Annotated in this window: 19 protein-coding genes; 9 read left to right on the forward strand and 10 right to left on the reverse strand. The window is 62.7% G+C overall.

Annotated features, from left to right (window positions below; translation table 11 throughout):
* Entirely contained in the window at positions 1 to 867 is an 867-nt protein-coding gene (locus tag AC1RTB_RS08400) for an N-acetylmuramidase domain-containing protein (RefSeq protein ID WP_492878012.1), read from the reverse strand.
* Positions 868 to 1,041: 174 nt separating this feature from the next.
* Between AC1RTB_RS08400 and trhO the strand changes: the two genes are divergently transcribed.
* The 3 genes from trhO to AC1RTB_RS08415 all read left to right on the forward strand — a co-directional run bounded on the left by trhO (position 1,042) and on the right by AC1RTB_RS08415 (position 3,876).
* Positions 1,042 to 1,971, forward strand: coding sequence for an oxygen-dependent tRNA uridine(34) hydroxylase TrhO (trhO, locus tag AC1RTB_RS08405; protein ID WP_492878010.1), 930 nt, complete (start codon positions 1,042 to 1,044; stop codon positions 1,969 to 1,971).
* 102 nt (positions 1,972 to 2,073) lie between these two features.
* Positions 2,074 to 2,823, forward strand: a complete 750-nt coding sequence (locus AC1RTB_RS08410; protein ID WP_492878008.1) for a tellurite resistance TerB family protein — start codon at positions 2,074 to 2,076, stop codon at positions 2,821 to 2,823.
* Between the two features lie 297 nt (positions 2,824 to 3,120).
* A complete protein-coding gene (locus tag AC1RTB_RS08415; RefSeq protein WP_492878006.1) occupies positions 3,121 to 3,876 on the forward strand; it encodes an SDR family oxidoreductase in 756 nt (251 codons plus the stop codon).
* A 9-nt stretch (positions 3,877 to 3,885) separates the two neighbouring features.
* On the opposite strand, the gene AC1RTB_RS08420 is transcribed toward AC1RTB_RS08415, so the two are convergent.
* Positions 3,886 to 5,070: a pyridoxal phosphate-dependent aminotransferase gene (locus tag AC1RTB_RS08420; protein WP_492878004.1), complete on the reverse strand. Its 1,185-nt coding sequence runs from the start codon at positions 5,068 to 5,070 to the stop codon at positions 3,886 to 3,888.
* Between the two features lie 83 nt (positions 5,071 to 5,153).
* Here AC1RTB_RS08420 and AC1RTB_RS08425 point away from each other — a divergent pair, with 83 nt between their 5' ends.
* Positions 5,154 to 5,837, forward strand: coding sequence for a GNAT family N-acetyltransferase (locus AC1RTB_RS08425; RefSeq protein ID WP_492878002.1), 684 nt, complete (start codon positions 5,154 to 5,156; stop codon positions 5,835 to 5,837).
* Positions 5,838 to 5,977: 140 nt separating this feature from the next.
* The gene (locus tag AC1RTB_RS08430; RefSeq protein ID WP_492878000.1) at positions 5,978 to 6,184 is read left to right on the forward strand and encodes a hypothetical protein; all 207 of its coding nucleotides are present in this window, start codon (positions 5,978 to 5,980) and stop codon (positions 6,182 to 6,184) included.
* A gap of 2 nt (positions 6,185 to 6,186) precedes the next feature.
* Here AC1RTB_RS08430 and AC1RTB_RS08435 read toward each other — a convergent pair whose 3' ends face one another.
* On the reverse strand, positions 6,187 to 7,620 hold the full coding sequence (locus AC1RTB_RS08435) for an ATP-binding protein (protein WP_492877999.1): 1,434 nt from the start codon (positions 7,618 to 7,620) through the stop codon (positions 6,187 to 6,189).
* A complete protein-coding gene (locus tag AC1RTB_RS08440; RefSeq protein WP_492877997.1) occupies positions 7,617 to 8,333 on the reverse strand; it encodes a response regulator in 717 nt (238 codons plus the stop codon). Before AC1RTB_RS08440 ends, AC1RTB_RS08435 begins: the two co-directional genes overlap by 4 nt.
* A 211-nt stretch (positions 8,334 to 8,544) precedes the next feature.
* Between AC1RTB_RS08440 and AC1RTB_RS08445 the strand changes: the two genes are divergently transcribed.
* On the forward strand, positions 8,545 to 8,838 hold the full coding sequence (locus AC1RTB_RS08445) for a hypothetical protein (RefSeq protein WP_492877995.1): 294 nt from the start codon (positions 8,545 to 8,547) through the stop codon (positions 8,836 to 8,838).
* 42 nt (positions 8,839 to 8,880) lie between these two features.
* Positions 8,881 to 9,129 (forward strand): hypothetical protein, encoded by a 249-nt coding sequence (locus AC1RTB_RS08450; RefSeq protein WP_492877994.1) that lies wholly within the window; start codon positions 8,881 to 8,883, stop codon positions 9,127 to 9,129.
* A gap of 140 nt (positions 9,130 to 9,269) precedes the next feature.
* Here AC1RTB_RS08450 and AC1RTB_RS08455 read toward each other — a convergent pair whose 3' ends face one another.
* The 4 genes from AC1RTB_RS08455 to AC1RTB_RS08470 all read right to left on the reverse strand — a co-directional run bounded on the left by AC1RTB_RS08455 (position 9,270) and on the right by AC1RTB_RS08470 (position 13,225).
* Positions 9,270 to 10,370: a nickel/cobalt transporter gene (locus AC1RTB_RS08455; RefSeq protein WP_492877993.1), complete on the reverse strand. Its 1,101-nt coding sequence runs from the start codon at positions 10,368 to 10,370 to the stop codon at positions 9,270 to 9,272.
* A gap of 4 nt (positions 10,371 to 10,374) precedes the next feature.
* Positions 10,375 to 11,040 (reverse strand): DUF1007 family protein, encoded by a 666-nt coding sequence (locus AC1RTB_RS08460; protein ID WP_492877991.1) that lies wholly within the window; start codon positions 11,038 to 11,040, stop codon positions 10,375 to 10,377.
* Positions 11,041 to 11,115: 75 nt separating this feature from the next.
* The gene (locus tag AC1RTB_RS08465; protein WP_492877989.1) at positions 11,116 to 12,024 is read right to left on the reverse strand and encodes a LysR family transcriptional regulator; all 909 of its coding nucleotides are present in this window, start codon (positions 12,022 to 12,024) and stop codon (positions 11,116 to 11,118) included.
* A 4-nt stretch (positions 12,025 to 12,028) separates the two neighbouring features.
* Positions 12,029 to 13,225: an amidase gene (locus tag AC1RTB_RS08470; RefSeq protein WP_492877987.1), complete on the reverse strand. Its 1,197-nt coding sequence runs from the start codon at positions 13,223 to 13,225 to the stop codon at positions 12,029 to 12,031.
* A 548-nt stretch (positions 13,226 to 13,773) separates the two neighbouring features.
* On the opposite strand from AC1RTB_RS08470, the gene odc2 reads away from it, so the two are divergent.
* The gene (gene odc2 / locus AC1RTB_RS08475) at positions 13,774 to 14,907 is read left to right on the forward strand and encodes an ornithine/lysine decarboxylase (RefSeq protein WP_492877985.1); all 1,134 of its coding nucleotides are present in this window, start codon (positions 13,774 to 13,776) and stop codon (positions 14,905 to 14,907) included.
* Between the two features lie 99 nt (positions 14,908 to 15,006).
* Positions 15,007 to 15,576, forward strand: coding sequence for a GNAT family N-acetyltransferase (locus tag AC1RTB_RS08480; protein ID WP_492877983.1), 570 nt, complete (start codon positions 15,007 to 15,009; stop codon positions 15,574 to 15,576).
* A 309-nt stretch (positions 15,577 to 15,885) separates the two neighbouring features.
* Here the strand turns inward: AC1RTB_RS08480 and AC1RTB_RS08485 are convergent, their stop codons facing one another.
* Together AC1RTB_RS08485 and AC1RTB_RS08490 are read right to left on the reverse strand one after the other, a co-directional pair.
* Positions 15,886 to 16,146 carry a hypothetical protein gene (locus AC1RTB_RS08485; RefSeq protein ID WP_492877981.1) on the reverse strand — a complete coding sequence of 87 codons (261 nt, stop codon included), beginning with the start codon at positions 16,144 to 16,146 and terminating at the stop codon, positions 15,886 to 15,888.
* 158 nt (positions 16,147 to 16,304) lie between these two features.
* A complete protein-coding gene (locus tag AC1RTB_RS08490) occupies positions 16,305 to 16,640 on the reverse strand; it encodes an SCP2 sterol-binding domain-containing protein (RefSeq protein ID WP_492877979.1) in 336 nt (111 codons plus the stop codon).
* Positions 16,641 to 16,712 lie beyond the last annotated feature (72 nt).

The raw sequence follows: 16,712 nt of genomic DNA on the forward strand, positions 1-16,712 counted from the left end.
CTACGATCCGCCGAAAAGCCGCGCCAGCCAAGCTTTCAGCCTCGACCAAAATCCGCCTGCCGGTCGCATCGCCTTGTTGAGGGCGGCCTGCGTGAGTTCGCCGGCAATGCCATCAGCGGCAAGGCCGTGATCTCTCTGGAACTTCTTGACCGCAGCCGCCGTGCCCGGACCGAAGATGCCGTCCGTGTCGACCGAGTAGCCCAGGGCGACGAGCGTTTCCTGAAGCTCGGTCACCAACTCGCCGCGCGAGCCGACCGTCATCAGCCGGTCGCCGGGGCCAGGGCCGTCGATCTGGCGCTGGTATGCCTCCGCCAGCTTGAGGTGATAGGCGTTCTTGCGGAAGCCGGGGCCGTTGTAGCCGTGGCCGACTGCCTCCCAGTCATGCCCGTTGAGCGCGTCGGTGAGGCCTGCCTTTTCGATGTAACGCGCCATCAATCGCGCCTGGCCGGCGGCGCCCGAACGCGCCTCGTTGACCAGCCCGTCGACATTGTCGAAGCCGAGCCATAGCCAATGCGCGCCCATCACCTGGCCGAGGCCCCACGAGGTCGACTCAAAGGCCGCCTGGTGGTCGATTTCAGCTGCCTGTTCGAGCATCTGCCAGCGTGCCGCCTGGGCGCGCGGGTTGGCGACCGCGCCTGCCGTCGGCGAGGCAAGGCCAGCCGCCCGCGCCCTGTCTTGCTTGTCGCCGGAAAGCCTGCGGTCGAAATAATGGCCCTCGAAGCGGATCAGCGGCTCGTTTCGGCCATCGATCTTGGCAAACACCTGGCCAGCACTCTCGATTTCGGCGATGGCAAGCAATGCCGCCGGTTCGAGCCCGAACTCCCTGGCCGCCTTTTCGATTTCCGTTGCCGTCTGCTTGCTGAACATGCGCCTGGCACTCCCTTTCGTCGGTGCGATTGTCGCCCGACTTTGGCAGGCGTGGATAAATATATTTGCATCCGGTCCGTTATGGCCGTCATGACGAATCAGGAACTATCTGTAATCGTTTGGCTTTCCGCATTGCATTGAAAATTGCGAGCCAAGGCGCTAGGGGCTCTCGCCATGAATCTTTCCACGCCTGAGCCCCGTTTCCGCGTTGCCGCCCTCTACCGCTTCTGTCGACTCGAGGGTTTCGAAGCCTTGCGCGCGCCGATCGCCGCCTTCTGCTGCGCCCGTGGTATCAAGGGCACTCTGCTGCTCGCCCGCGAAGGCATCAACGGTACTGTCGCTGGCACAAAAGAGGCGATCGCCGAACTGATCGCCCATCTCGAAGCCATGCCTGAGTTCACCGGGCTCGAGGTCAAGTACAGCGCAGCCGACGAAATGCCGTTCCACCGCATGAAGGTGCGGCTCAAGAGCGAGATCGTCACCATGGGGGTCGAGGGCATCGACCCGCTCGCCAGTGTTGGCGCCTATGTCGAGCCTGATGCGTGGAACGCGCTCATCTCCGATCCCGACACCATCGTTGTCGACACCCGCAACGACTATGAAGTGTCGATCGGCACGTTCTCCGGCGCGGTTGACCCGCAGACCAAGAGTTTCCGCGAGTTCCCGGCCTGGGTCGAAAACCATCGCAGCGAGCTCGAAGGTCGCAAGGTGGCGATGTTCTGCACCGGCGGCATTCGCTGCGAAAAGGCCACCGCCTATGTGAAGTCGCTCGGCATCGACGATGTCTTCCATCTCAAGGGCGGCATCCTCAAATATCTCGAAGAGGTGCCGGCCGAAGAGAGCCTGTGGCAAGGCGAGTGCTTCGTCTTCGACGAGCGCGTGTCGGTTTCCCATGGCCTGGCCGTCGGCGAAGCCGAGCTGTGCCGCGCCTGCCGGCATCCGCTGATGCCGGAAGAGCTGTTGTCGCCGAAATTTGTATCGGGCGTTTCGTGCCCGCATTGCCATGACGCCCGCAGCGAAGAGGACCGCGCCCGCTACGCCGAGCGCCACAAGCAGGTCGAGCTCGCCGAAAAACGCGGCACATCACCTCACATCGGCAGTTAACCTTCGGCCTCCGACGGCCTCGCCAAATTGGCTGATGTCATTGTAATGTCGCCTTCGTCCGCCTACCTCACGGCGACCCGTCATTCCCAACCGGAGGCACCCATGTTCGATCCCAAGAAGCTGCTCGACGATCTCCTCGGCTCCACGATCCCCGGCACCGGTTCCACCGTGCGCGACAAGGCAGGGCAGGCGACCCAACTCGCCAAGGACAATCCGCTCGCCGCAGGCGCACTGGTCGCCGTGCTGCTTGGCACCGGCACCGGCCGCCAGGTCGCGGGCACCGCACTCAAGGTCGGCGGTCTCGCCGCAATCGGTGGCCTCGCCTATAAAGCCTACCAGAACTACAAGGCCGGCAATGCGCCCGATGCCACTGCCGCCGCCCCTAATGCCGAGCCGCAGCTGCTGCCGCCACCGGCGGATAATTCTTTCCATCCAGCCCAGGCACCGCAGGGCGAGACCGAATTCGCGCTGACGCTGATCCGCGCCATGATCGCGGCCGCCAAGGCCGACGGCCACATCGACGACGCCGAGCGCAAGAAGATCGGCGACAGGCTCAGCCTGTCGGGCATCGGTTCGGAGGCTGCGCAGTTTCTGCAGGCTGAACTCGATGCGCCGCTGGACCTCGACGCGATCGTCGCCGCCGCGCAGACCGATGCGCAGAAGGTCGAGCTCTACACCGCCTCGCGCCTCGCGATCGATCCCGACACCCGCGCCGAGCGCGGTTATCTCGATCTGCTCGCCGGCCGGCTCCAGCTGCCGGACGCGCTGGTCGACCACGTCGAGGCAACCATTTCGAGCATCAAGGTGCCGGTCGAGGCCTCAGCCAATCCGCAGGTCAATCCGCGCTGGTAGCGGTTGCGGGGCGGGGTGCCGAAAGCCGCTAAAAGGCGGTTTTTCGCGTTAAGGATTTGTTAACCGACCAGGCGCATCCTTTTCTCATTCGGATCGGCTCTCCTCCTCCCAAGCACGGTTCGATTTAAAACTGGGCGGTCGCCAATGACCGCCCTTTTTGTGTGGCTTTTCTCGACATCACCTCATGCATTATCAAGCAAAACCAAGCTGGTTTTGCTTCGAGCGGCGCTCTAGAATTGAAGCCGCTACGAAGGATCGTCCGCCGGCGATTGCTCATGTGCGGGGGAGGGCTTCATCATGGCAAGCAACAGGGTCGCTGTGGTCACAGGTGCCGGCAAGGGCATCGGCAAGGCGGTGGCGACCGCATTGCTCCACGATGGCTGGAACACTGTTTTTTGCGGCCGCAGCAAGCATGTGCTGGATGAAGCGATCCGCGACGCCGGCAAGACCGACGCCAAGGCGCTGGCCGTCGTTTGCGACGTCACCAGGCCCGAGCAGGTCGACGACATGTTCGAGACCATCAGCGAGGCCTTCGGCCGGGTCGATCTGCTCTTCAACAATGCCGGCATGGGCTACAAGGCGTCGACCATCGACGAGATCCCGGTCGAAGCCTGGCACGAGGTCGTCGCTGTCAATCTCACCGGCACATTCCTGTGTTCACGTGCGGCCTTCGCCGCGATGCGCAGACAGGAGCCGATGGGTGGCCGCATCATCAACAACGGCTCCGTCTCCGCCCATGCGCCGCGCCCCGGATCGGTGCCCTATACGGCCACCAAACACGCCATCACCGGCCTCACCAAGACGCTGGCGCTCGATGGCCGACCCTTCGACATCGCCTGTGGCCAGATCGACATCGGCAACGCGCTGACCGAGATGGCGGTGCCCATGACAATCGGCGTGCAGCAGGCCGACGGCTCGATCGCGGCGGAGGCGGTGATGGACGTTGCCCGTGTCGCCGAGGCGGTGGTCTACATGGCCAGCCTGCCGCTCGACGCCAACGTGCTGTTCATGACCGTGATGGCGACCAAGATGCCGTATGTCGGGCGCGGGTGAAGCGCCCGGTCACTTCGCCAAAAACGCCTCGATGCGCTCCAGCGCGCGCAGGATGTTTTCTTCGGAGTTGGCGTAAGACAGCCTGATATAGCCTTCGCCAAGGATGCCGAAGTCCGGTCCGCCGATCAGGGCCACTCCGGCTTCCTCCAGCAGTGCCGAGGCGAGCTTCTTGGCTTTCCAGCCGGTCTTTTCGACGTTGGGGAAGGCATAGAAGGCACCCTTCGGCGTGATGCAGGAAATGCCAGGAATCGTATTCAGCCCTTCGACGACAATCTTGCGGCGCCTGTCGAAGGCCCGCATCATCTTGTCGACGTCGTCTTGCGGGCCGTCGATCGCGGCGATGCCGGCAAACTGGCTCGGCGCGTTGACGCATGACCAGCAATTGACAGCGAGCTTGCGCACCTTGTCGTAGAGATTGCCGCTTTCCGGTCCATTCGGCCAGATCGACCAGCCCATGCGCCAGCCGGTCATCGCCCAGGTCTTGGACCATCCGTTGAGCACGATCAGCCTGTCGCGGATTTCAGGAAAGCTCAGCAGCGAGGTGTGTTGCTCGCCGTCATAGGTCATGACGTCGTAGATTTCGTCCGACATAACAGCGACATGCGGATGGGCTTCCAGCCCCTTGACCAGCTTGGCGATCTCCATGCGCGGCGTTACCCCACCTGTCGGGTTGGCGGGTGAATTGAGGATCAAAAGCCGCGTCCTGGGCGTGATCAGCGAAAGCGTTTCCTCGGCCGAAAAGGCAAAGCCATTGGTCTCGCGCATCGGCACCGGCACCGGGGTTGCTCCAGTGAACTCGATCATCGAGCGATAGATCGGAAAGCCGGGGTCGGGATAGAGGATCTCCGTGCCCGGCTCGCCGAACATCAGGATCGCGGCGAACATCGTCGGCTTGCCGCCCGGCATGATCATCACGCTTTCGGGCGACACTTCGACGCCTGTCGTCGTCAGCGTTCGCCGCACCACCGCCTCGCGTGTCGCCAAAAGGCCGTTGGCGGGTGTGTAGCCGTGATGGCCGTCGCGCAATGCCTTGATCGCCGCTTCGACGATATGCTCGGGCGTACGGAAATCCGGCTGGCCGATGCCGAGATTGACGATGTCGCGCCCCTCATGGAGAAGTGCCGTGGCGCGGGCCAGAACGGCAAATGCGTTTTCTTCGCCGAGGCGGTCGAAGGCGGCAACCGTTTGGAGCATTCCGGCAATCCGTCTGGTTCTTTCGGTGACTTTGTATTTTTGCGAGGGTCGAAGCGGCCATGTCAAACGAATTGGAGAGATCGTTGACCGACAATCTGCAGGACTGGAAGCCGCGCCCGCGCCCCGAGCGCATCGTGCTCGACGGACGTTACGTCTGCCTCGAACCGCTCGATGCGGCAAAACACGGTGAACGGCTGTTCGATATGGCGACCGCCGAGGATGCCGAGGGCCGCTTCCGCTGGCTGTTCGACACCAAGCCGCAGACCCGCGCCGCGTTCCAGCCCTGGCTCGACAAGTCGGCGGCGAGCGAGGATCCGCTGTTTTTCGTCGTCATCGACAAGGCGAGCGGCAAGATGGCCGGACGCCAGACGCTGATGCGCATCGATCCGGCCCACGGCGTCATCGAGATCGGCAACATCTACTGGAGCGATGTCATCTCCCGCAAGCCGGCGGCGACCGAGGCGCAGTTCCTGTTTGCGCGCTACATCTTCGAGCTCGGCTATCGCCGCTACGAATGGAAGTGCAACAACGGCAACGAGCCGTCCAAGCGTGCCGCTGAACGTTTCGGCTTCAAGTTCGAGGGCATCTTCCGCCAGCACATGGTCGCCAAGGGCGAAAACCGCGACACGGCATGGTATTCGATCATCGACAAGGAATGGCCGGCACTGAAGCAAGCCTACGAAGCCTGGCTCGATCCTGCGAATTTCGACGCCGCAGGCCAGCAGAAACGCAAGCTTGAGGATTTCCGCGCCGAATTCGGTGCCTGACATACCTGCCGGCGTCGGTTGGAACGCGCATGCGACAAAGGAACCGGCGTCGGTGCGTTGGCTGATGGACCGGCGAGCGCTATGACGTTCAGCTTCTCCGGGCCTTGAACCCGCAACATCAGAAATCTGAGGCCTCGCCGATGGACACCAAAACCCGCCAAGCCGCCGTCGCCGCTGCCTGCATCATGATCATTTTCGGCGTTGCCGCGTTCTTCCTGCCGAAGATCATGCTGGCAGTCGGCAATTATTCGACGGTCGCCGCCGGCATCGTTGGGGTGCTCTTCGTGCTCGGATTCTTCGGCGTGTTTTGGCTGCGAGGACGCAGCCAGCGCCGGAACGGCAACTGAATCTATTTTGCCGGCAGCGGTTGTACCGCTTCGGCCAGCGGGATCGTCAACTCCGCGCGCAAGCCGCTGCCGTCGGCCCGGTTCTGGAGCGTCACGTCGCCGCCAAAGCGGCGGGCGATGTTGCGGGCGATCGTCAGACCTAGCCCAAAACCGCCGGTCTGGCGGTTGCGCGAAGCTTCAAGACGGGTAAACGGCCGGAAGATCGTCTCCATCTGGGCCTCGGGAATGCCCGGTCCGGAATCGTCGATGGTCAGCAGGATGCGGCCCGCGTCGCGCGACAAGGCAAGGCGCGCCTTGCCGCCATATTTCACGGCATTGTCGACGAGGTTCATCACGCATCGGCGCAGCGCGATGGCCTGGCCGTAGCAGGTCAGGCCTCGGGCATGGGCGCGGGCGCCGTTGAAAACGACATGCGGATTGCCGTCGGCGATCGAGTCGACAAGCGACCAGAAATCAATCCGCTCGGATGTCTCGCCCTTGGCTTCGAAAGTGGCGAAGTCGAGAACCGAAGCCGAGATCGCCTCGATGTCGGCCAGGTTGTTCATCAGCGCTGTGCGCAACGGAGAATTACGCAGCAGTTCGAGGCGCAGGCGGATGCGCGTCAGCGGAGTCCTCAGATCATGGGCGAGGGCTGCGGCAAGCAGTTCGCGGTCCTCGACATATTCGCGCAGGCGCGACTGCATGGTGTTCACCGCGCGGGCAGCGGATTTGTATTCGCTGCTGCCCCATTCTGGTAGCGGCGGGCTTTTCAGATCCTCGCCGATACGCCGGACGGCACTTTCGAGCGCCCGGTACGGCGCGGTCAGCCGGCGCAGCGCCCACATCGACAGCACAACGACAAGGGCTGCGACCGACCCGTAGAGTGGCAGGCTATCTGCGTTGAGAATGGGACTGAGCGGTGTGGCCTGCATGGTGAAATTGAGCCACTGGCCGTCCTTGAACTCGATCGATGCGACCAAGGTGTCGGAGTTGGTGAAGTCGGAGGACAGGTCGACAAGTTCCTTCTCGACGCTGCCCATGCTCTCGTCTGGTTGTGTCGAATTCTGGCTGGGCCGTGCCTTTGCCGTCTCGCGCCGCACCCGCGCTTCCTCGACGCCGTATTTCGACAACCGGCCAACGATGATGTCTTCGAGCTCGGCCATGTCGTCGTCGGCCGGGATCGACGAGGTGATCGCAGGCTCATCCGACGTGTTAAGTACATGCGGCGGTACCGAAAGTCCGGCGGCTATGCGGGTGCGATCGGCCGGTTGTTCGGCATACATCAGCTTGGTCAGCGACAGCGCCCGGTCGTTGAGCCTGAGCAGGTCAAGCACATTGTTTGACGCGACGCGCTCGCGCGAGACGATGGACAGCGTCGAAACCATGATGGCCAGCAGCCCGGCAATGACGATCAGCAGGACCCAGGCCGGCAGCGACCGCGGCAGGAGCCATCTCATTCGGCTGTTACCTCGGGTACGAATTGATAGCCGCCGCCGCGTACTGTCAGCACCAGCTTGGGTGAACGCGGATCGTCTTCCATCTTGCGCCGCAGGCGGCTGACCAGGATGTCGACGCTGCGGTCGTAGCTATAGTCGCCGTTCTGGTTGGACAGTTCCACCAGTTGCTCGCGACTCAATACACGCTGCGCGCTTCTCACCAATGTGTGGAGCAGGTTGAATTCGGCGGTGGTCAGTTCGACCCGCACGTCGTCGGGCCTGAGCAGCCTGCGCCGTGAAGCATCGAGCGTCCAGCCGGCGAATTTGTAGACCTGGGGCATCGGGCGATGGGCCGCACCCGCGGTGCTCGGCCGACGCAGCACGGCGCGGGCGCGTGCAAGCAATTCGCGGGGGTCGAAGGGCTTCGGCACGTAGTCGTCGGCGCCCATCTCCAACCCGACGACGCGGTCGATCGTCTCGGTCACCGCCGTCAGCATGATGATCGGTATCTTGGAGTGGGTGCGCAGATCGCGGCAGATGTCGAGACCGCTTTTGCCCGGCAGCATGACGTCGAGGATGATCAGGTCGACAGGCGCGCGGCGAAGTGCTGCCTGCATCTCATCGTCGTCGCGGGCCGTCGATACACGCATGCCATGCTTTTGGAAAAATTCCTGAAGCAGGTCGCGGATTTCCTTGTCGTCGTCGACGATCAGAATGTGGGCGTCGGCTTTCAATTCATTTGCTTCCGCTGTTGCGCTGAGTGGGGATCGGCCAGGACCTTGGCAAAATAAGGTCCTGGCGCTGATTTGACCAGCGAACGAGGAACGCCGCGCACCGAATTCGGCAGTTACAATCCAGAAACAAAACTCTGCAAAGCGGAAAAATACCCGACAAGTCGATCCGCGATAACAGCCGTGTTGCTTAACCACGGGTTCCGGAAACGACATGCGAAAGCTTGTAACCAGTTCGACGATCGTTCTGCTTGCAGCCTTGTCGCTCGGCGCGACCGGCACCCAGCCGCAATCAAAGGGGACGATCAGCAGAACCGAACGTTGCGACCGGCTGCAACAGCAGTTTGCGTCCGAAATCACCGAACACGCTGAGGCAAAACGGGCCGCCGAAGCGAAAGCTCTTCAGAAAAAGGCGATGAAATTCTGTGCCGGCAAACAGCAGGCCCAGGGCATCCGCGCCTATGCGACAGCACTGAAGATGCTTGGAGTGCAGCCGATCGAACCCTGATCGGCCAACTCAAACCAGGCCCTTGTGCAAAGGAAACCGATTATGAACACCAACAAGACCCTCCTGTCCGCTCTCGGCCTGGCCGTTGCTCTGGCCTTCTCCGCTCCCGTGCTCGGCGTTAGCTCCGCAAGTGCTGCTGGCTACACGGCTCCGGCTGCTGCCGGCGCGACGACCGCGAAAGCACCGACGGTGAAGAAGGTTGCTCATAAGAAGCCGACCCACAAGAAGACCACCAAGAAGCACAAGAAGCACAGCACGACGGCTGCTGCTCCCAAGAAGACCACGATGTAATATTCGACGCCACGCAAGACGTGGTTCGATGAATTCCGCCCTGGCAGCCGCAACTCCAGGGCGGATTTCTTTTGCGCCGAGACAAGGCGTGCGGTTGCAGGCGCGTGCCTGCAAATCATTTCCGGGTAATTGAACGCACCCTAAGCGCTCAGACTTGCCGCCAGCAATGCCAGGCCAAGCAGCATGACGAGTGCCGCGCCGCCGATCTCGATGACATTGTGGACGCGGTTTCCGGCTCGTCCGTCGCCGGCAATCGCCACGGCCCAGTTCTTGGCCGTCACCGCAAGTACCGCCAGCGTCGAGACGGTGATCGCCGTTCCCAGCGCCATGGCGAAGACCGACAGGATGCCACCCATCCATAAGCCGTTGAGGAAAGCGAAGCTGAGCACGATGAGTGCGCCGGAGCAGGGGCGGATGCCGACGGCTGCGACCGCCGACCACGCGGTGCGCCAGTCGAAATGCTTGCCTTCGAGCATCTTGGGGTCCGGCGCATGCGAATGGCCGCAGGTCGAGCAGACTTCGCCAGCGGCGTGAGCGTGGTGGCCATGGTCGTGATGATGCGCGTGGCCATGATGGTCGTGTGAGTGATCATGGCCGCAATTGGCGTGGTCATGGTCATGGTCGTCGTGATCATGCGAATGGGCATGGGCGGCCGACAGGCTGTGAACCGGGGCCGCGCCAGCGAAGCCGAATGCCATCGGCCTGAGCTTCTTCCACAGCAGCCAGGCGCCGAAGGCGGCGATCAGCGCATAGCTCACCGTCTCCAGGAACCAGGTCGCCTTGGTCATCGACACCGACGTGCCGCGCAAAACGAGGAACACCAGCGTCATCAAGACGACGGCGGTGGCGCCCTGAAGGAAAGCCGAGACGAAAGACAGCATGACGCCACGGCGCAACGCCACTTCGTTGGCGAGCATGTAGGACGAGATCACCGCCTTGCCGTGGCCGGGCCCGGCGGCATGGAAAATGCCGTAGGCGAAGGACAGGCCGACAAGCAGCCAGACGCCACCGCTCTGGCCATCGCGCATCGCCTTCAGCGAGCCGGTCAGCGAGCGGTAGAATTGCTGCTGATGCACATTGATCCAGTTGAGCGCACCGGAAAACAGACCGGTCGAAGGCACCACGGCCTCGTTGGTGCCGATGCCAAGGGAACTCTGGGCATGGGCCTGGAGGGCAAAATGGCTGAGCACGTAGCTGAGCGCCAAAAGCGCGAACACCAGGCGGATCGTTATCTTCTTCACTGCATCACCCCTTGGCTTGGCAGTTCAATTCCAGGCGCGTGGCAAAAATCTTGCTCATGTCGGTGCCCGATGGATCGTTGAAGAAAGCCTCGGTCAGCTTGGACTGGTTCTGCGCGAGAGCTTCATCCGGATCGGGGCGGACGACCTGTTTCGTACAGATCGAGGGCAGGTCGGCGACGGTCAGGTTGGAGTCGTCGGTGAAATCGATCGCTGTGTAGAAGGTCGGATCGTAGACGCCGAAATCGATCTTGCCGGCGAGCTTCAGCGGCTCTTTCGGCTCGGTCTCAAACAGGATGATGAGTTGCTGATCCTCGAAATTGGCAATCAGATTGGCCGGCGGCTTCATCGCTATGTCCTTGCCGTCGACGGTGACGACCTGGAAGTAATTGTATTCGCCAATCGACTCGAACACTGTCTTCGACACCTCGGCCAGCTCGGTGTCGTCGAGCTTGAGGTCGGAATTCTTGTCGAATTCCATCAAGACGGTGCTCGAAAACAGGTCGTCGAAACGCCACAGATGCCTGAGCGATTTCACCGTATTGTCGGGATTGAGCACGACATCGAGCCGGGCCTCGGCAAAGACGTGCGGGTGAACGCTTGCCGGCACGGTCATGGCCAGCAAAACCGCCGCAGCTGTCGCCAGCATCGTCGTTGACGTTTTCAGAATCATAACACTGACGGTCCCGCGCTTTGGGTGATGCCGACAATTATCAGAAACCGGGCAAAAGTGGGACGCGTCCCACGATTATGTCGAATGGTCGCTGGGGTTCGTCTTGAACCACTGCACCAGGAAGTCGACGAAGACGCGGATCTTCGCCGGCAGATAGCGGCGATGCGGGTAGACGGCGAAGATGCCGGCACCGCTGAGCAGGCGATCGTCGAGCACCGGCACCAGTCGGCCGGCCTCGATCTCGGGTGCGGCGATGAAGTCGGGCAACATGGCGAAGCCGAGCCCCGCAACTGCCGCCGCACGCGCGGCCATAGGGCTGTTGACTTCCATCGGCCCTGACACCGAGACGGTTATCGCGTCGCCAGTGTCGCTGGCGAACGGCCAGTTCGAGAGATAGCGACCATTGGTGTCGATGATGCAGGGCAAGCCGGCGAGGTCCGCCGGGCGCTTTGGTATGCCGTGCTTTTCGATCAGTTCCGGCGAGGCACAGACCCTGATCCCGAACGGGGCCAGCCGGCGCGCGATCAAGGACGAGTTCTCCAGTCGTGAAATGCGGATCGCCAGGTCGAAGCCCTCCTCGACGAGATCAACGAAACGATCATCGAGATGGATTTCGAGCACGATGTCGGGGTGCGCCTTGGCGAAATCGATCAGCGACTGGCCGATCGGCGCGTCGGCAAAGGTGCGTGGTGCCGACAGCTTGACGCGGCCGCGCACATCGCCAGAGGATTCACGTACCGCATCGGCCAGGCTGTCGACCTCACGGATGATCTCGGAGGCGCGGCGGTAGTAGGTATGACCGGCTTCCGTCAGCGAGAACTGCCTGGTCGTACGGTTGAGCAGCAGCGCGCCGAGCTCGTCTTCGAGCTCGCGTACATATTTGGACAAAAGCGCCTTCGACCGGCCGATCTTGCGCGCGGCGGCCGAAAAGCCTTCGGCCTCGACCACGTCGATGAAGGCGCGCATCCGGGTCAGCGTGTCCATGCGGTCAGTCCTTTGATGCAGTCTTGAGTATCTTGCGTGCGAGCGCAATCAGCGCGAGGTCGCTGCCGGCGGGGCCGAGCAACGACAGGCCGAAGGGCGCGCCGTCGACAGTGCCGATGGGCAGCGTGATCTGCGGGAAACCCGACAGGCCCGACAGGCAAAGCAGCATCAGCGCACGCTCGCGATAGGCCAAAAGCTCGTCATGTGAACCGCTCGCCAGCGGGGCCGGTCCAGGCACCGTCGGCATGACCAGAAAGCCGTCCTCGCCCAGCAAAATACCCAGTTCCTTGCGGAAGGCGTCGCGCCTTGAGATCTCTGCCTGATAGGCAGTCGCCTCAATGCTCGCGCCGAATTCGAAGCGGTCCCTGACGCCGGGCGTAAGGCCACGATCTGCAGACGAGATCCACGCGCCATGCTGCTGCCAGGCCTCGTAGGCCTGGATCTTGCGGAAGCACCAGTAGAGTTCGTCGGGCGAGAAGGTGAGGGGCACTGCATCGGCAATCGTACCGAGAGCGCTCTCGGCCTGCCCGCGCATCCGCTTGTACTCGGCTGCCTCGGCAGGGCCTGTTGGCAATTGGTCGAGCCAGTCGAGCGCCAGCGGCCGGTCGAGCGCGCCGCGATGGGCGTCCTTGCCGATCAAAAGCTTCGCCACCTTCTCGTAGGTGTCGATGTCTTTTGCGAACCAGCCGAAAGTGTCGAGGCTGGGCGAGAGCTTCATGGCGCCGTCGAGCGAAATCAGGCGGTGGGTCGTTCGCAGGCCGATCAGCCCGCAAAAGCTGGCCGGTGCCCGGATCGAGCCGCCGGTGTCGGAACCTACCGCAATGTCGGCAAGCTTGCCGGCCACCGCCGCAGCCGAACCCGACGACGAGCCCCCGGTTACGCGGTCGGGTGCCGCCGGATTGACCGGGTAGGGATAATGCGCGTTTTGCCCCATCAGCGAGAAGGCAAGTTCGTCGGTCTGGGTCTTGCCGGCGAATCGCGCGCCCGCGTCGAGAAGCACTTGGATCGAGCTTGCCGTTTTGGGGGCCGGATGAGCGCTCGCGGCCCTTTGCAGGTTGCCGCAGCCGGTTGCATAGCCGGCGACATCATAGATGTCCTTGACGGCCAGCCGCAGTCCCGCCAAGTTGCCGGATTCCGCATTTGGAACAGGCACTTGAGGCAGGTCGAGAAACGCATTGAAAGGGCCGGACGTGCCAGTCATTGTTCGAAGCCTGTTTACGATGTCCGCAGCATTGTTCGACGTTTGAATTTTTTCAACCCACTATGAGATTTTAATTGATTGTGACAGTCGCGGTGCATATATCCCCGCTTGCCCAAAGTCGCACGTGCCTGTGGGTGTCCGCCGATCCCTCGAATGGCGAGGAAATCGGTAAGGTAACTGGAGCTAACCCCTCCAGTCGGTTCAGCGGCCAACCGCCAAATCGAGGACACCTTGAAGCAACGACGGTGCGGGCCTTTCTGGTTCTCTTCCGGCTGTCCAAAAGCCGGGGTTACTGAAGAGGCACACCTTCATTGCCGGCAGTGCGGAACGGGTTCTCCCATTTCCAAGCCAAGGCAGACAAAGCGAACCGAAGCCGGGCTGGCCTAGGTTCATCGCCGCGTGAAGCGCATTTATGGTTCCAGGGTCTCCACAGGCTGGTTCCATCAAATAGCGGTCATGTCTTTGTCCACCGTGGGATACCGCGGCCGGGAACGGTCGTCCCACAGCTTGATGATTCTGCGCGGCAGGACCGCGCGATGGAGAGACCTATGGCCACTCAGCGCATCCTCGACTTCCTCGCCACCCGACGCCCGTCCGGCCCCTGCCTCGTCGTCGACCTCGATGTCGTGCGCGACAATTTCCGCGCCTTCGAAAAGGCCATGCCGGAATCCAAGATCTATTACGCGGTGAAGGCAAACCCGGCACCTGAGATCCTGCGCCTGCTTGCTGGCATGGGCTCGTCCTTCGACACCGCTTCGGTCGCCGAAGTCGAAATGGCCATGGATGCCGGCGCGCCGGCCGAGCGCATTTCCTTCGGCAACACCATCAAGAAGGAGCGCGATATCGCGCGTGCTTTCGCGCTCGGCATCCGCCTGTTTGCCGTCGATAGCGTCGAAGAGGTGGAGAAGATCGCGCGTGCCGCTCCCGGCGCCCGCGTGTTCTGCCGTGTCCTGACCGATGGCGAAGGTGCCGAATGGCCTTTGTCGCGCAAGTTCGGCTGCGTGCCGCCAATGGCCGTCGACGTGCTGCGCCGTGCCAAGTCGCTCGGGCTCGACGCCTATGGCGTGTCGTTCCATGTCGGTTCGCAGCAGGTCGATCTCTCGGCCTGGGACCGCGCTCTGGCCGACGCCAAGCAGGTGTTCGCAGCTCTTGCCGCGGAAGGCATCACGCTTGGCATGGTCAATATGGGCGGTGGCTTCCCGACGCGCTATCTGCGCGACGTGCCGGCAGCCCAGGCCTACGGCCAGGCGATCTTTGAGGCGCTCTCCAAGCACTTCGGCAACAACATTCCCGAGACGATCATCGAGCCGGGTCGTGGCATGGTCGGCAATGCCGGTGTCATCAAGTCCGAGGTCGTTTTGATTTCGAAGAAGGCCGACAACGACAATGTGCGCTGGGTGTTCCTCGACATCGGCAAGTTCGGCGGTCTCGCCGAGACGATGGACGAAGCCATCCGCTACCCGATCGTGACGGCGCGTGATGCCGATGAGAAGTCGCCTTGCGTGCTCGCTGGCCCGACCTGCGACTCGGCCGACGTCATGTACGAAAAGACGCCGTACCCGCTGCCCTTGTCGCTGACCATCGGCGACGAGGTGCTGATCGAGGGCACCGGCGCGTATACGACGACCTACTCTTCGGTCGCCTTCAACGGCTTCGAGCCTCTCCGATCCTACGTGATCTGACGGCTCGTTAGAGCCGATCAGATCATCCCGGCGCGGGCGCATCGGCGCCCGCACGGGCTCGCTTGTGGAACAGTTCTCCGCTCGTGAAGGATCGCGGACATGCATATCGAAAAAGAAATCACCAACTCCTCATCCGACTTCACCATCGTGGCTGAAACCTTTGCCGACGTTGCGCCGCGCGAAGCGCTGCTCGATCGTGCCATGGGCCTCAAGCGGCGCAAGAAGTCGTCGGAGAAGCTGCGGCGGGGCCGTCGCCCCTCCGAGGGCCTGGCGCTGATCGCGCGCAATGCCGAGGGCTCGGTCGTCGGTACGGTCCGGCTGTGGGACGTGCGCCTGGGCGAGGGCGGTCCGGCGGCATTGCTGCTTGGGCCGCTCGCTGTCGATCCGTCGATGAAGAGCGGCGGCATCGGTTCGGCGCTGATGCGCCAGGCGATTGCCGAAGCTGGCCGTCTTGGCCACAGCGCCATCCTTCTGGTCGGCGACGCGCCTTATTATGCGCGCTTCGGCTTCTCGGCCGAAAAGACCGGTTTTCTGGCGATGCCCGGACCTTACGAGCGCGACCGCTTCCTGGCGCTCGAACTTGTGCCGGGCGCGCTTGATGGCACCCGGGGCGTGCTGAAGGCCGCCGGTCGCAAGCTAAAGGCCGAACGCGCGCGCCTCGCCGCCTGATCGGAGGCCGGGATTTGTGACATCAATCCCAAGCCAATCTGCGGCTTGGGGCCGGTGGAAAACAGGTTGGCGACAGCGCCATTGCTGTATCCAAGGAGCAATCCAACGATGGCTGCTTCGGTAGGTGCGGGCGCGGAGCTCGCGGCCGATCCCCGTCGCGCTCTCCGAAGAAACCGCAGCCGGTTAGAAGTGCCGCGCAGAGCATTGCCGTCACCACTGCTGAGAGGCGTCGTTTCACTTTCATACTCCAACGTCGGGCTTTGGGGCCAGCTGAACGCCGTGTCCCGGCGAGGCACTGCGCTCTACGCGTCATTGCTCGTTGATGTAGTAGCGGTCATCGCCATGGCGTGGCCGCCGCCTGTCGTAACAGTCGGGGTGCCGATACCGGTCCGGGTCGCGCGAGCAGTCGATCGGTTCGGCGAACGGTGGATAGCGCGGATAGTCCCCGCCATGGCGCGGCGGGTAGCGCGTGTCGTCCCAGCGCGGTGGGCCGTAGCTGTCGTCCACGCAGCCTGCGAGGATTGCCGCGCACAGGGTCGAGGCCAAGGCAATCAGTCGATTTCGGTTCACATGACACTCCGGGTCGAATCATTGACCGGGGCGATGTGGGCTCCAATTGTTGTGGGGGCATTACGCGGCAGGGACCGCTGGGATCCGGACGCGATGCCATCCCAATGCAAAAGGCCCGGTTGTGACACCGGGCCTTTCCAAATGATTTTGGCGGTGGCTTAGAGCAGCTGGCTCAGGTCCATGGCGACCGACATGTCGCCCTCGACCTTGATCTTGCCGGTCATGAACGCCATCGTCGGGTTGAGGTCGCCGGCAACAAGCGACTCAAGATCGTCGAGCGACAGCTTGATGGTGCAATCGGCCGGTGCGTCGGTCGTCGAAATGGTCGCGCCGTCGATGACGATGACGCCGTCGCTGCCGGTGTCGAACTTGATCGAGCGGTCGAAGCCTGCGCTCTCCACCTTCGCCTTGATCTTGTCTGCGACTGCCTGAATGCTCATGGCTCTCTCCTGGTCTTTCCTGAAAGGCGCTGTGCGCCAGCCTCCCCGGACCAATCCGGACAGAGCCGGCCCGCGTCACAGGACTGTATTGCCTATAGCTGGCAGTTGACGTTTACGTCAACGTTG

The sequence above is a fragment of the Aminobacter sp. GW821-FHT11F06 genome, from assembly GCF_058808215.1.

Excerpts from the sequence above, each read along its gene's own strand:
- AC1RTB_RS08400 (WP_492878012.1), bottom strand. The coding sequence starts at position 867 with ATGTTCAGCAAGCAGACGGCAACGGAAATCGAAAAGGCGGCCAGGGAG.
- trhO (WP_492878010.1), top strand. The coding sequence starts at position 1,042 with ATGAATCTTTCCACGCCTGAGCCCCGTTTCCGCGTTGCCGCCCTCTAC.
- AC1RTB_RS08410 (WP_492878008.1), top strand. The coding sequence starts at position 2,074 with ATGTTCGATCCCAAGAAGCTGCTCGACGATCTCCTCGGCTCCACGATC.
- AC1RTB_RS08415 (WP_492878006.1), top strand. The coding sequence starts at position 3,121 with ATGGCAAGCAACAGGGTCGCTGTGGTCACAGGTGCCGGCAAGGGCATC.
- AC1RTB_RS08420 (WP_492878004.1), bottom strand. The coding sequence starts at position 5,070 with ATGCTCCAAACGGTTGCCGCCTTCGACCGCCTCGGCGAAGAAAACGCA.
- AC1RTB_RS08430 (WP_492878000.1), top strand. The coding sequence starts at position 5,978 with ATGGACACCAAAACCCGCCAAGCCGCCGTCGCCGCTGCCTGCATCATG.
- AC1RTB_RS08435 (WP_492877999.1), bottom strand. The coding sequence starts at position 7,620 with ATGAGATGGCTCCTGCCGCGGTCGCTGCCGGCCTGGGTCCTGCTGATC.
- AC1RTB_RS08445 (WP_492877995.1), top strand. The coding sequence starts at position 8,545 with ATGCGAAAGCTTGTAACCAGTTCGACGATCGTTCTGCTTGCAGCCTTG.
- AC1RTB_RS08450 (WP_492877994.1), top strand. The coding sequence starts at position 8,881 with ATGAACACCAACAAGACCCTCCTGTCCGCTCTCGGCCTGGCCGTTGCT.
- AC1RTB_RS08460 (WP_492877991.1), bottom strand. The coding sequence starts at position 11,040 with ATGATTCTGAAAACGTCAACGACGATGCTGGCGACAGCTGCGGCGGTT.
- AC1RTB_RS08465 (WP_492877989.1), bottom strand. The coding sequence starts at position 12,024 with ATGGACACGCTGACCCGGATGCGCGCCTTCATCGACGTGGTCGAGGCC.
- AC1RTB_RS08470 (WP_492877987.1), bottom strand. The coding sequence starts at position 13,225 with ATGACTGGCACGTCCGGCCCTTTCAATGCGTTTCTCGACCTGCCTCAA.
- odc2 (WP_492877985.1), top strand. The coding sequence starts at position 13,774 with ATGGCCACTCAGCGCATCCTCGACTTCCTCGCCACCCGACGCCCGTCC.
- AC1RTB_RS08480 (WP_492877983.1), top strand. The coding sequence starts at position 15,007 with ATGCATATCGAAAAAGAAATCACCAACTCCTCATCCGACTTCACCATC.